This is a genomic window from Mesorhizobium sp. ES1-3, from assembly GCF_020164795.1.
In the GTDB taxonomy this organism is placed as follows: domain Bacteria; phylum Pseudomonadota; class Alphaproteobacteria; order Rhizobiales; family Rhizobiaceae; genus Mesorhizobium.
In genome coordinates this window covers 42,258-55,831 of the sequence record NZ_JAIUGW010000010.1, presented here as the reverse complement: position 1 = coordinate 55,831, position 13,574 = coordinate 42,258, and the positions used below count along the sequence as shown (strand labels likewise).

The following is a 13,574-nucleotide window of genomic DNA, read 5'->3' as shown; positions in this document are numbered from 1 at the left end:
CATGGCGCGATGTCGATTGCGATGCGCCCGAGCCAAGCCTTGCGACTGTGGCAGCAGGTGATGCTGTCGCAGGTGCGCGAGGACGCGCCTGATCTCACCATGCGCCAGACGGCGATCCTGTTCACCATCTATCTCGATCCGCCGCCGCACACCGTACGCGGGCTTGCCGCCCGCCTCAACGTCACCAAGCCGGTCATCACGCGCGCGCTCGACACGATGGGCGCGCTGAAACTGGTGTCGCGCCATCGCGACGAGCTCGACAAGCGCAATGTCCTGATCAAGCGCACCGTCGAAGGCGCGCTCTTTGTCGAGCGCTTCGGCGATGGTATCATTGCCAAGGCCCACGACCTGCCGATCTGACTGTAGTGCCCATTCAACAAGGTTGCCGATTTGACCGCCCACGACGCACGCCTTCATGCCTTCCGCTCCGATCTGGCCGATGCCAGGTTGAAAGGAGAGGTCGTTGCCGACCGTTTCGTAGCGGGTCGGCCAGCGCGGATTTCGGTCCCGGTGGCCGATATCCGCAAGGCGCCGACGCTGGATTCGGGCATCAACACGCAAGCTCTGTTCGGCGACGATGTCCTGGTTTTCGAGGATAGAGAAGGCTGGGCCTGGATCCAGACCGAGCGAGACGGCTATGTCGGCTATGTCGCCGACGTTATGCTGGGCAGGCGGGACCGTGCGCCCACCCATATCGTCTCGGTGCCGCGTACGTTCCTTTATCCCGGCCCGGATCTGCGCTTTCCGATCGCCGGGCAACTGTCGACGGGATCGACGGTAACCGTGACGGGTGCCGCCGAAACACGCGGCACGCACTATGCGCTGCTGCCCTCCGGTGAAGCCATGATCGCTGGCCATCTGCGGCCGATCGGCGAAGTGGCTGGCGACTATGTGTCCGTGGCCGAGACGTTTCTCGGCACGCCCTATCTGTGGGGCGGTGTTTCCGGCTTCGGCATCGATTGCTCCGGCCTGGTGCAACTGGCCATGCGCATGGCCGGCAGGGAGGTGTTGCGCGATACCGACATGCAGGCCGCTTCGATCGGCGAGCCGCTTCAGCCGGGTCCTGATTTTTGGGGGCTGCGACGCGGTGACCTGGTGTTCTGGAAAGGTCACGTCGCCATCATGACCGACGCCGAAACCATGATCCACGCCAACGGCCACACCATGCTTGTGTCGCGCGAAGGGCTGAAGGAAGCCATCGCCCGCATCGGCTATCTCTATGGCGCGCCGACGGGGTTCCGGCGCCCGTAAGGCTTTTCGGTCCCCTTTTGTTCCGATTCCGCTTGGCGATTGCCTGCCGCCGCGCTACCTCTGACGCGTGACCGAGCTGCCTCGCCTCGCCGACCAGAATGCCGCCGTCGTCCTGCCCGAGCCATTCGTAAAATGGTTCGGCGAGAAAGGCTGGTCGCCGCGCGCCCATCAGATCGAACTCCTGGCGAAGGCCCAAGCCGGGCAATCGGTGCTGTTGATCGCGCCGACCGGCGCCGGCAAGACGCTGGCCGGCTTCCTGCCGTCGCTGACCGAACTGGCCGTCAGGCCAAGGCGAAAACCAGGCCAGGCGCGGCGCGGCATCCACACGCTGTACATTTCGCCGTTGAAGGCACTGGCCGTCGACATCGAGCGCAATCTCGGCAAGCCAGTCGAGGAGATCGGCCTGCCCGTGTCCATCGAAACACGCACCGGCGACACCCCCGCCCACAAGCGCCAGCGCCAGAAACTTGCGCCGCCCGATATCCTGCTCACCACGCCCGAGCAACTGGCGCTGCTGATCGCGGCAGGCGATGCCAGACGCTTCTTCGAGGATCTGCGCTATGTCGTGCTCGACGAATTGCATTCGCTGGTGACATCGAAGCGCGGCCATCTGCTGGCGCTTGGGCTGGCGCGACTGCGCAGCTTTGTCCCTGGCCTTCAGACGATCGGGCTGTCGGCGACTGTGGCCGAGCCGGACGAATTGCGGCGCTGGCTGGTCAGCCAGAACCCGCCGGGTGGCATGGCGGAATTGATCATTGTGACGGGCGGCGCGAAGCCCGAAATCTCGATCCTCGATTCCGAGGAGCGGGTACCTTGGGCGGGGCACTCGGCGCGCTACGCCACGCCGGAAATCTACCGCGAGATCAAGCGCCACAAGACGACCTTGCTGTTCGTCAACACACGCAGCCAGGCGGAGCTGCTGTTCCAGGAGTTGTGGCGGGTCAACGAGGACACCTTGCCGATCGCCCTGCATCACGGCTCGCTCGATGTCGCCCAGCGCCGGCGCGTCGAGAAGGCGATGGGCGAGAACGCGCTGCGCGCCATCGTCGCCACCTCGACGCTCGATCTCGGCATCGACTGGGGCGATGTCGATCTGGTCGTGCATGTCGGTGCGCCGAAGGGCGCCAGCCGGCTGGCGCAGCGCATCGGCCGTGCCAACCACCGCATGGATGAGCCGTCGAAGGCGATCCTGATCCCCGCCAACCGTTTCGAGGTGCTGGAATGCCGGGCCGCGCTCGACGCCAATTATCTCGGCGCGCAGGATACGCCGCCGCTGGTCGATGGCGGGCTCGACGTGCTGGCCCAGCATGTCCTGGGTTGTGCCTGCGGGGCGCCATTCCGCGCCGATGACCTGTATGAAGAGGTGCGAACGGCGGCACCCTATACCGGCCTCGATCGTCCGACATTCGACCGCGTCGTCGATTTCGTCGCCACCGGCGGTTACGCGCTGAAGAATTACGAGCGCTATGCACGCATCCGCCTGAACAAGGATGGACTGTGGCGCGTATCCAATCCGCGTGTCGCCCAGCAATACAGGCTGAATGTCGGCACCATCATCGAGGTGCCGGCGCTCAACGTCCGTTACGTCAAGGCCGGCAGCAAAGGCTCGGCGTCGCACGGCGGCCGCGTGCTCGGCAAGATCGAGGAGGCGTTCCTCGAAACCTTGACACATGGCGATACCTTCATGTTCGCCGGCAAGGTGCTGCGCTTCGAAGGCATCCGCGAAAATGAATGCTTCGTCTCGAACGCGCCGGGCAGTGACGCCAAGGTGCCCTATTATGGCGGCGGCAAGTTTCCGCTCTCGACCTACCTTGCCGAGCAGGTCCGCATCATGCTGGACGATCCGCAGCGCTGGAAGAAGCTGCCGGAGCAGGTGGCCGACTGGCTGCGGTTCCAGTCGGACAAATCGATGCTGCCCAAGCGCGACGATTTGCTGATCGAGACCTTTCCGCGCGGCAACCGCCACTATCTGGTCGCCTATCCCTTCGAGGGCAGGCTCGCGCACCAGACGCTTGGCATGCTGCTCACCCGTCGCCTCGACAGGGCCGGCGCCAGGCCGCTCGGCTTCGTCGCCACCGACTATGCGCTCGCCATATGGTCACTGGGCGACATGGGCGCGATGTTCAAAGCGAGGAAACCGTCGCTCGGCGCGCTGTTCGACCAGGATATGCTGGGCGACGATCTCGAAGCCTGGCTGGCCGACAGCTGGCTTCTCAAGCGCACTTTCCGCAATTGCGCGCTGATCTCCGGCCTGATCGAAAAACGCCACCCCGGCCAGGAGAAGAGCGGCCGGCAGGTCACGGTGTCGACCGACCTGATCTACGATGTGCTGCGCAGCCATGAGCCGGACCACATCCTGCTTCAGGCGACGCGTGCCGACGCGGCGACCGGCCTGCTCGATGTCAGCAGACTTGCCGACATGCTCTCGCGCATCCAGGGTCGAATCATGCATAAGGCGCTCGAACAGATTTCGCCGCTTGCCGTGCCGATCATGCTCGAGATCGGCAAGATGCCGGTCAATGGCGAGGCCGATGAAACGCTGCTGATGGATGCGGCGACGCTGGTCGAAGAGGCCATGGGCCCGGGGATGGTTGACGAATGAACTTTTCGCTGGCGCGCGCATCGCTGATCGGCGAGGCCGACCTTGTCGGCATCGCGGGCGAGCGCGCGGTCTGCGATCCGCGCGGCGTGCTCTATTTTCCCGGGCTCAGGCTGCTAACAGTATCGGACCTGCATCTGGAGAAGGGGTCGTCGCTGGCAAGGCGCGGTACGCTGATCCCGCCCTACGATACCGGCGCGACCCTGCTGCGGCTGCAGGCGGTCATATCAGACTATCAGCCGTCGATCGTCATCAGCTTAGGTGACTCCTTCCATGACGGCGGCGGCGCCGAGCGCATGCATCAAAGCTTCCGCGAACGGCTGGAAGCGCTGATGGCAGGCCGTGACTGGTTCTGGGTCGCCGGCAATCACGACCCGGAAGCGCCCGCGGACCTGCCCGGCGAGACCGTGCGGGAACTGGCCATAGGTTCGCTGCTGTTCCGGCACGAGCCGTCGAAGGTGCGGGTCGAGGGCGAAATATCCGGCCACCTCCATCCCTGCGCCCGCATCGTGCAGCAAGGCCGTTCGGTGCGGCGGCGCTGCTTTGCCAGCGACGGCGGCCGCATGATCATGCCGGCCTTCGGCGCCTATACCGGTTCGCTCAACGTGCTCGACCGAGCCTATGCCGGCCTGTTCCGGCTGGAATCGTTGATGGCCTACATGCTGGGTACCGACCGCATCTTCGCAATCTCCCGCTCGATGCTGCGGCCAGGCTGAGATCTATCGCCTATAATAGAGCATGACCGTGTGCTTCGCCTCGGCGAAGAACAGCCAGCGCTCGACCAGCATGCCGGCGAACTGGACGATCGCGGCGAGCGCCGACAACACCGCCGCAAACGGCCACGGCAAGGCGAAGGCGGCGATCAGCAGCAGGATCGGCAAACCGAAGGCCAGCGCCTGCGCGATCCGACGCAGCTTCGCGCTATGCTTGCGCGCGATGCGGAAACCCATTTCCTTGAGCAGGTAGTTCTCCTCGGTATGCGGCCATTCCAGGGATTGCACCATCCCGCCGGCGAGCCCGGTCGCGGTGTTGGCGTTGGTCGGGATTTCAAGCTGGTCGTTGTGGCGCCAGGTCGCCAGCTTCCAGCCCCAGCCAAGCAAGATGAGCAGTACCGAAGCTGCAAGCGGGATAGTCGAACCAAGCGCAAAGCCTTGCAGCAGGGCATTCACAAGCGCGCAGCCGCTCATCGCCGAGAAGATGAGATAACCGGGCAAGGTGTAGGGGCTGTGCCACTGCGCAATCGGCTTCAGCGATGCATAGATCATGCCGGTCATGCAGACCGTAGCGATGGCGCCGAAGGTGGACAGAAGCCCCGCGGCCGCCACCCAGCCGTCGAGCCGGCCAAGGAAGATCCAACCCACACCGAAAAGGCCTGCGGGAATGAAGGTCGCGACCGAGGCGACACCTTCGCGCGACAGCCACGAACTGCGCCATTGCGAGAACGCCCGCCAGGCACGTTCGGGTCGGCCGAGATGGCCGGTCGACGACAACAGGCCGGCCGCGATCATGCCGAGCGCCAGTCCCATTCCGACGAAGCCCAACCAGAAATCAGGGGCGATGAAGCCGAGCGGGCCGAGCACGCCGAGCAGTGCGAGCAGCCCATAGCCGGCACCCGTGGCGGTGGTGAAGAAGACGACCGAAAAAGCTGGATGCATGGATGGTCAGCTCGAAAGCATGCGGTCGACCCAGCCAAGGAAACCGCCCTCGGCCCGCACCGGCTCCAGCGCGGGAGCGGGCACCGATGCGGCGCGTTGCGTGTGAGCGCGCGGCGGCAGATATTTGTTGGTCGGGTGATAGTCGAGTTCGGGCATCAGGTCGACACCGCCCCGCTCCGCCACCAGTTGCGAAACGGGGGATTGGGGATCGCCGAGGTCGCCGAAATGCCGGGCGCTGGTCGGGCAGGCGGCGACGCAGGCCGGCAGGCGGTCCTCTTCGGCCAGATTGTCGTTGTAGATGCGGTCGACGCAGAGCGTGCATTTCTTCATCACGCCGACATCCGTATCGAACTCGCGCGCGCCGTAAGGGCAGGCCCAGCTGCACAGTTTGCAACCGATGCACTTGTCCTCGTCGATCAGCACGATGCCGTCGGAGGCGCGTTTGTAGGAGGCGCCCGTCGGGCAGACGGTGACGCAGGCCGGCGTCTCGCAATGCAGGCAGGAGCGCGGGAAGTTCACCGTGCGTCCACCCATCTCCGTGATGTGCTCGTAGCTGTGGACGCGGTTGAACCAGACCCCGTCGACATGGCCGCCATAAGGGTCGATGTCGGTCAGCGGCGCCATGTGGCCGCCGGTGTTCCACTCCTTGCAGGCGGTGACGCAGGCTTGGCAGCCGACACAGGTGTCGAGGTCGATGACGAGGCCAAGCTTCTTGCCGCCTGGACTGGGAAGACAGGTCATTCGGCCGCCTCTCTTGCCTGCCGGAACCCGGCGCCGAAAGTGAGCTTGTCGGGCGAGGGTTCGAAATGCGGCGGCTGGTGAAAACGCTCGAATTGCGGTTCGGTGAAGCCGGCCTCTTCAGCCGCGCATTTGACGATGCGGACGCGCAGATCGAACCACGCGGCTTGTCCCGTGACCGGATCGGAATTCGAATAGCGTTTGCCGCTGGCGTCAGCAGAAGTCTGGTCACCGATGATGTGGTTGAGGAGGAAGCCGCGATTGCTCTCGGCGGCATCGTCCTTCAGCCCCCAGCTGCCGCGCCTTTTGCCGATCGCGTTCCAGGTCCAGACCGTGCTCTCGTTCACCCCGTCGACCAGCTTGATCTGCCCCTTCACCTTGCCGTTGACGCTCTCGATCCACACCCAGTCGTCGTCGGCTAGGCCGAGGCCGGCCGCCGTCCGGTGATGTACGAACAGGCGGTTCTGGCTGGTGATCTGCCGCAACCACGCGTTCTGCGAACCCCAGGAATGGTACATGTGCATCGGCCGCTGCGTCAGCGCATGCAGCGGATATTTCTGCAGATCGACGGCCGCTTCCTCGAAGGGCACGTACCAGAACGGCAGCGGGTCCATGTAGGTCTCGATGCGGTTGCGCTCTGTCTCGGGTGGTTGCACCGGACCATGGCCGCGCGCGGCGAGGCGGAAGCGTTGCAATGGTTCGCAATAGAGCTGGAAGACGATCGGCTCGGCCTGGGGGATGAAGCCCAGTTGCACCGCGAAATCGAGATAGGAGCGGTTGGCCATCTTGTAGTAGCGCTGGTCGTCGGCGAAGTCGTGGTGCCAGAAACCGCCATTGTCGATGTAGCGTTGCAACTGGTTGGGGTTGACGTCGCCCTTGCCGATCGAGGTTTCGTCCTTGCCGCGCCAGCCGGCGAGCGGGCCGATGCCGGGCGTGCGTTCATGATTGACGATGTAGTCGGCATAGTCGCGGTACTTCGCCGAGCCGTCGTCATCGACGAAGCCGGGCAAGGCGAGCCGCGCGCCGAGTTCGATCAGCACCGACTGGAACGGCCTCACGTCGCGGTCGGGCTCGACGACAGGATGGCGAATGGCGTCGCCCGGCCCGTCGGCATGGCTGATCGGCCGGTCGAGCAGGCTGATGCAGTCGTGACGCTCAAGATACGTGGTGTCGGGCAGGACGAGGTCCGCGAACGGCACGGTCTCGGAATAATAGGCGTCGGAATAGATGATGAAGGGGATCCTGTAGTTGCCCGCTTCGTCATGGTCCGTGAGCATGGCCATGGTCTCGACGGTGTTCATCGAGGAATTCCAGGCCATGTTCGACATGTACATCATCAGCGTGTCGATCGGGTATGGGTCGCCGGCCCAGGCATTGCGGATGACCGTGTGCATCAAACCGTGCGCCGCAAGCGGCGAATCCCAGGAATAGGCCTTGTCGATGCGCAGCGGCGTGCCCGCTTCGTCGACCAGTAGATCATGGGGTCCACAGACGAAACCGAGCGGCATGCCGTCGAGCGGCGTCATCGGCCTTACGTCCTTGGCGCAGGGCTTCGGACCCGGCGGCGCCGACCTGGGGTACGGCGGCTTGAAGCGGAAGCCGCCGGGAACATCCACCGTGCCCAGCAGCACCTGCAGCAGATGGATGGCACGGCAGGTGTGAAAGCCGTTGGAATGGGCCGAGATGCCGCGCATCGCGTGCATCGAAACGGGCCGTCCCTTGATCGTCTCATGCCGCCGCCCTGCCCAGTCGGTCCACGCGATCGGCAGTTCGATCGCCTGTTCGAAGGCGACATGGGCAAGTTCGGCGGCGATCCGGCGGATCGTTCCGGCGGAGATGCCGCAACGCTCCGCGACCGCATCGGGTGCGTACCTCTCCTCGAGATAGCGGTCCGCAATGAGCTGGAACACCGGCACGCAGCGGCGGCCATCGACATCGTAGCTGCCGGTCAGTGCCGGTTTGGCGTCGGCATCGGCGGCGCTCACCGGACGCTTCGCCACTCTGTCCCATGCCAGCGGATTGCCGTCGCTGTCGCGCACGAACAGCCCGTCATCGGCCGCGCCAGGTTCCTGAATAACCAGGACATGCGCGTTGCTGTAGCGGAGCAGATAATCGAGGTCGACGCGACCCGCCTTCAAGAGTTCGTGGATAAGCGCGAACACGAACAGGCCGTCCGTGCCGGGCCGGATGCCGATCCAGTCGTCAGCGATCGCATTGTAGCCGGTCCGGCACGGATTGATCGACACCACCTTGGCGCCGCGTGCCTTGAGCTTGCCCAGCCCGATCTTGATCGGATTGGAATCATGGTCCTCGGCGACGCCGAACAGCATGAAGTATTTCGTGTTGTCCCAATCGGGCTCGCCGAACTCCCAGAACGAGCCGCCGATCGTGTAAAGGCCCCCGGCCGCCATATTCACCGAACAAAAGCCGCCATGGGCGGCAAAGTTCGACGTGCCGAACTGGCTCGCCCACCAGCCCGTCAAGGATTGCGACTGGTCACGACCGGTGAAGAAGGCAAGTTTTTTAGGATCGGTCCGGCGGATCTTCGACAGCCGCTCGGTGGCGATCGAGAAGGCTTCCTCCCACTCGATCTCGCGGAAATCGCCCGAGCCGCGCGGGCCGGTGCGCAGCAATGGTTTCTTCAGCCTGGCCGGGCTGTAGTGCTGCATGATACCGGAACTGCCCTTGCCGCAGATCACGCCGCGATTGACCGGATGATCCTTGTTGCCGTTGATGTAGCGGATCTTGCCGTCCTTGATATGCACGTCGATGCCGCAGCGACAGGCGCACATGTAGCAGGTGGTCTTGGCGATGCTGTCGGAAACGTCAGGCGAGGTGTCGACGCCATCGTCTTCATCGGGCGCGCGCGTGTCGGCAAGCTGGCGTTGCGAGGGGGCTGAATTGGCGCCGCGCGGCGGTCCTTGCATCATCATCCTGTGCTGCTCGCGCGGCCGGCGGATTTGGCTCGCGTCTTCGGCCCAGGGCCGCGCATGTAATGCTCTTCCGGGTGATATCGATCACCGGCCAACCGCCGTCGGATGCCGCGGGTCCAATGCGCAAGCAGGGATCTGAACCGCCCGATCATTTTGTTCTCTGCGACCTGCAGGCTAATTTTTTCTAACGTCGCCTGAAAAAGTAGAATAAAGCTATCGATCCGTCTAATCAGTTGTTCTTGTAAATTCGATCGATATTGGTTCTTAATGTGCGCATGACCCTGGAGCAGTTGCGCATTTTCGTCGCCGTCGCCGAGCGCGGCCACATGACCAAGGCAGCCGAGCTTCTCGGCATTTCCCAGTCGGCCGCGTCGGCGGCCATTCGCGCGCTGGAAGAGCAGCACGGTGTCCATCTGTTCAACCGCGTCGGCCGCAACATCGAGCTCGCCCAGACCGGTCACCGGTTCCTGCCCGAAGCAAAGGCCGTGCTGGAGCGGGCCGCCGCCGCTCGCAATGCGCTGGAACATGTTTCGCAGACGGTCGCCGGCAGCCTCTCCATCGCCGCCAGCCTGACCATTGCCAGCTATTGGCTGCCGCGCCGGCTGGCCTCCTTCCACGAGGCCTATCCCGCCGTCAGGCTGAGCGTCACCATCGGCAACACAAGGCAGGTCGAAGCCAGCGTGCTCGATGGAACCGCCGATCTCGGCCTGGTCGAAGGGCGCACCGAGTCCGACTTGTTGCGTCGCGCCAAGGTCGACACCGACCGGCTGATGCTGGTCGTCGCCAGCTCGCATCCGCGGATCGCCGAAACCGCGCCGGGCCGCCCCGACATCACCGGCCTGCGCTGGATCATCCGCGAAGGCGGCTCCGGCACGCGCGAGGTGCTGGAGGACTTGGCGCGCCGCGAGGGGATTTCGCTTGTCGACTTGCAGATATTTCTGGTGCTGCCCAGCAACGAGGCGGTCCGCCAGGCGGTCGAGGCGGGTGCCGGCGCGACCATCATTTCGGAGCTCGTCGTCGGGCGGGCCGTCGCCGAGGGGAGCCTGAGAGCCGTGCCGATCGAATTGCCGAAGCGCGACTTCGCCATGATCACCCATCGGGACCGTCAGGCAAGCCTGGCCCAGATGGCGCTGAAGGCGCATCTGGCTGCGGAGATGAACGGGTCAGGGTAGGATCAGCCGAACTTCCGCTGCGCATCGAGCGCCAGGCCAAGCCCGACCGATCCAAACATATCGCCTTCTATGACGGAAGCCTGCGGCACCAGCGACAGGATTTCCCGCCTTGCCAGCGGGATCGCCGTCGATCCGCCGGTCAGGAACACCGCGGTGATGTCGGATGGCTTGACTCCGGCGTCGCGGATGGTCTGCGCCACCGTCTCGGTGACCCGCTCGATTTCCCGGGCGATCGTTGCCTCCAGCCCGTCGCGCGTGATCCCGGCGGCGAACGCCGCGTCGGGCAGCGTCACCGCCACGTCCGCGGATGACCTGTCGGTCAGCTCTATCTTGGCTTTCTCGACCAACGCTGCCAGAGCGTGCCCGTAGCGGTGCTCGACGATATGGATGAAGCGCTCGACCAGGTCGGCGCGCGCCGCCTCGTAGCGGATCTGGCGCAGATGCGTCATCGCCTTGGCGGTGTAGACCAGGTTGATGCGCTGCCATGTGGCGAGATCGATGAAGTAGCTGGCCGGCAGATTGCGCTTGCCGTCCTTGGTCGCGGAGAGATAGCCGAGCTGCGGCATGACATGGGCGATGCTCAGCAGCCGGTCGAAATCGGTGCCGCCGATATGGATGCCGCGGCTGGCCAGGATGTCATCCTTGCGGTCGGTCGATCGCGAGCGCTCCGGCGAGACCCGCACGATCGAGAAGTCGGACGTGCCGCCGCCCATGTCGATGATCAGCGCCAGTTCTTCGCGCGTCACCTTCTGCTCGTAGTCGAGCGCCGCTGCGATCGGCTCAAACTGGAAAGCGATGTGCTTGAAGCCCTGGGCACGGGCAGCCTTTTCAAGCTCGCCTTGCGCCTCCGCGTCGGCTTGCGCGTCATCATCGACGAACTGCACCGGGCGGCCGAGCACCACGCTCTCCACCACGCCGCCGGCGTCCTCCTCCAGCCGCGTCCTCAGATGACCGATGAACAGGCCGATAATGTCGATGAAGCCGATCTGGCGCGCCTTGATACGCGTCTTCTCGTGGGCGAGCGAACTGCCGAGCACGCTCTTCAACGAGCGCATCAGGCGGCCTTCGATGCTGTCGGTATAATCGCCGATCGCGCGACGGCCGAAATAGGTATGGCCGTCCTCGAAATTGAAGAACACGGCACTAGGCAGAGTGGGCTGTTCGCCCTCCAGCGGGACCAGCCGCGCCTTGCCGTTCCGGATCACGCCCACCGTGGAATTGGACGTGCCGAAGTCGATGCCGCCGAATGCCTGATGCATTGCAGCCTCCTGTCATTGTTTCGTGGCGGCAAAACAGCGGCGACGCATCGCGCTGTCATCCGGATGGCCGGACCGCTTCGGCGAATTGTATGTGCGTGTTTGCCCCTGGGCTGGGAGGCGGCGGTTTATCGCATGGCCGGGAAAAGGGGAACCCCTCTTTTCCCGGAGCATCAATCTTTGCGGAACACCAGCCGGCCGAGCCAGCCCGTCACCATGGCCAGCGATATGGCGAACACGCCGTAGAGGAACGAATAGTCGTGGGCGACGCGGAAGATCGATTGTTCGAAGCCCGATTTGCGGATTTCGAGCTGCGCCGAACTTTCCTTGATGAACAGGCCGCTCTTGAACAGGAACGCGCGCGCCTTGTGGGTGCCGACCGGCACATTCGGCGCCAGCCTGACCGTGGCGCGAAACAGGTTCTGCGACAGGAACTGCACGCCACCGACATTCTCGCTGTAGAGGCCGGTCGCCGTCTTGCGCTCGCGCAACGCCGCGGTGAATTCCTCGATCGTCGCGGGGCTGTCGCCGGCATAGGCGGGCTGCATGTAGAGGTTGGAGGCGCCGAGCGATAATTGCCTGTAGCTGTTGGGTTCGGTGATGTCCTGCAGAGGCCGCGTCGTCGCCACCGAGTAGGATACCGGCACGTTCTCGAAGGTCTCGGAGTCCAGATTGACCCAGACGCCGAGCACCCGGTCCTTGCGGCGCACCACCACCGGCTTGGGTGGCCCTTCGAGCACGACGATGACGTCGTAACGGCCCTGTCGTGCCACCAGGGGGTCGGGATTTTCCAGCGAACCGAAAATGGTCAGGTCGGCGCCGGAAAAGCCGGCGGTGATCGACACGGCGTCGGTGGAGAGACCGATCTGGATGCTTTCCGTCAGCGGCGTCTGCGCCTTCGCCGGCGCGGCGGCGGTCAGTGACAGGAGAGCGACGGCTGCGAACGCTTTCAGGCCTTTCATCAGTTGAGGCCCACGCCGGACAGCGAATAAAGGTTGGGCGGCGTGACGAACAGATCGGTGGCGAGCCGGATCGCCACCGCCAGCACCAGCAGCGCCAGCAGGGCTCTCAATTGCTCGCCGCGCAGCCGCTGGCCGGCCTTGGCGCCATATTGCGCCCCGGCTACGCCGCCTGCCATCAGAAGGAAGGCCAACATCACATCGACCGTCTGGTTGGTGGTGGCATGGACGAGCGTGGTAAAGGCCGAGGTGAAGATGATCTGGAACAGCGAGGTGCCGATGACGACATTTGTCGGCACCTTCAGCAGATAGATCAGTGCAGGGACCATGATGAAGCCGCCGCCGACACCAGTGACTGACGACAAAAAGCCGATGCTCGCGCCAAGGCCAAGCACTGGAATGACACTGACGAACAGCTTCGAGGCCCTGAACCGCATCTTCAGCGGCAGGCGATGGATCCAATTGTGCTGGCCAGACTTCTTCAGCACCGGTGCGGCGCCGCTTCGCGTGGCGCGCAGCACGCTGACGCTCTCGATCAGCATGATCGTTCCAACGGTGCCGAGCAGGGCGACGTATGAGAGCGAGATGAACAGGTCGAGTTGGCCTAGCTTGCGCAGGAAGCCGAACACGAAGATGCCGGCAGTCGAGCCGACGATGCCGCCGGCCAGGAGTACGCCGCCGAGCTTGAAGTCGAGCGTGCCTCGCTTCATGTGCGAAAGGACGCCGGAGACGGAAGAGGCGATGACCTGGTTGGCGCCGGTGGCGACCGCGATCGCCGGGGGGATGTTGTAGAAGATCAAGAGCGGCGTGATCAGGAAGCCGCCGCCCACCCCGAACATGCCCGACAGGAAACCCACCGCGGCGCCCATGGCCAGCAGCACGAAGACGTTTACGGAAATTTCCGCGATCGGGAGATAGATGCCCACCCGTCAGTCTCGATCAGTTTGCCTGTCGGCGAATAAAGCCGTTGCGGACAGTATCGCATCGAAAAGCCAATTTTCTCTTGCGCCG

The 13,574-nt window shown here is 64.3% G+C and carries 11 protein-coding genes; 5 read left to right on the top strand and 6 right to left on the bottom strand.

Features of this window, described 5'->3' with window-relative positions; translation table 11 throughout:
• The first annotated feature begins 9 nt into the window (after window positions 1-9).
• The 4 genes from LB536_RS15705 to pdeM all read left to right on the top strand — a co-directional run bounded on the left by LB536_RS15705 (window position 10) and on the right by pdeM (window position 4,566).
• A complete protein-coding gene (locus tag LB536_RS15705) occupies window positions 10-360 on the top strand; it encodes a MarR family winged helix-turn-helix transcriptional regulator (RefSeq protein WP_140507608.1) in 351 nt (116 codons plus the stop codon).
• A 30-nt stretch (window positions 361-390) separates the two neighbouring features.
• Complete coding sequence (locus LB536_RS15700; protein WP_224594037.1) at window positions 391-1,251, top strand: NlpC/P60 family protein; 861 nt, start codon at window positions 391-393, stop codon at window positions 1,249-1,251.
• A gap of 67 nt (window positions 1,252-1,318) precedes the next feature.
• A complete protein-coding gene (locus LB536_RS15695) occupies window positions 1,319-3,853 on the top strand; it encodes a ligase-associated DNA damage response DEXH box helicase (protein ID WP_140811351.1) in 2,535 nt (844 codons plus the stop codon).
• The gene (gene pdeM / locus LB536_RS15690; RefSeq protein ID WP_224594034.1) at window positions 3,850-4,566 is read left to right on the top strand and encodes a ligase-associated DNA damage response endonuclease PdeM; all 717 of its coding nucleotides are present in this window, start codon (window positions 3,850-3,852) and stop codon (window positions 4,564-4,566) included. The genes LB536_RS15695 and pdeM overlap by 4 nt, the downstream gene beginning before the upstream one ends.
• Window positions 4,567-4,569: 3 nt before the next feature.
• Here pdeM and LB536_RS15685 read toward each other — a convergent pair whose 3' ends face one another.
• From LB536_RS15685 to LB536_RS15675, 3 genes are read right to left on the bottom strand one after another with little or no spacing between them, the layout of a single operon-like run.
• Entirely contained in the window at window positions 4,570-5,505 is a 936-nt protein-coding gene (locus LB536_RS15685) for a dimethyl sulfoxide reductase anchor subunit family protein (RefSeq protein ID WP_224594031.1), read from the bottom strand.
• Between the two features lie 6 nt (window positions 5,506-5,511).
• The gene (locus LB536_RS15680) at window positions 5,512-6,246 is read right to left on the bottom strand and encodes a 4Fe-4S dicluster domain-containing protein (protein WP_224594029.1); all 735 of its coding nucleotides are present in this window, start codon (window positions 6,244-6,246) and stop codon (window positions 5,512-5,514) included.
• Complete coding sequence (locus tag LB536_RS15675; protein ID WP_224594369.1) at window positions 6,243-9,173, bottom strand: molybdopterin oxidoreductase family protein; 2,931 nt, start codon at window positions 9,171-9,173, stop codon at window positions 6,243-6,245. Before LB536_RS15675 ends, LB536_RS15680 begins: the two co-directional genes overlap by 4 nt.
• A 278-nt stretch (window positions 9,174-9,451) precedes the next feature.
• Here LB536_RS15675 and LB536_RS15670 point away from each other — a divergent pair, with 278 nt between their 5' ends.
• Window positions 9,452-10,348 carry a LysR family transcriptional regulator gene (locus LB536_RS15670; protein WP_224594367.1) on the top strand — a complete coding sequence of 299 codons (897 nt, stop codon included), beginning with the start codon at window positions 9,452-9,454 and terminating at the stop codon, window positions 10,346-10,348.
• A 2-nt stretch (window positions 10,349-10,350) separates the two neighbouring features.
• Here the strand turns inward: LB536_RS15670 and LB536_RS15665 are convergent, their stop codons facing one another.
• The 3 genes from LB536_RS15665 to LB536_RS15655 form a co-directional block, all read right to left on the bottom strand.
• Window positions 10,351-11,607, bottom strand: coding sequence for an Hsp70 family protein (locus LB536_RS15665; RefSeq protein ID WP_224594026.1), 1,257 nt, complete (start codon window positions 11,605-11,607; stop codon window positions 10,351-10,353).
• 170 nt (window positions 11,608-11,777) lie between these two features.
• Window positions 11,778-12,566: a TIGR02186 family protein gene (locus LB536_RS15660; RefSeq protein ID WP_224594024.1), complete on the bottom strand. Its 789-nt coding sequence runs from the start codon at window positions 12,564-12,566 to the stop codon at window positions 11,778-11,780.
• Window positions 12,566-13,489: a sulfite exporter TauE/SafE family protein gene (locus LB536_RS15655; protein ID WP_140757840.1), complete on the bottom strand. Its 924-nt coding sequence runs from the start codon at window positions 13,487-13,489 to the stop codon at window positions 12,566-12,568. Before LB536_RS15655 ends, LB536_RS15660 begins: the two co-directional genes overlap by 1 nt.
• Window positions 13,490-13,574: the final 85 nt, after the last annotated feature.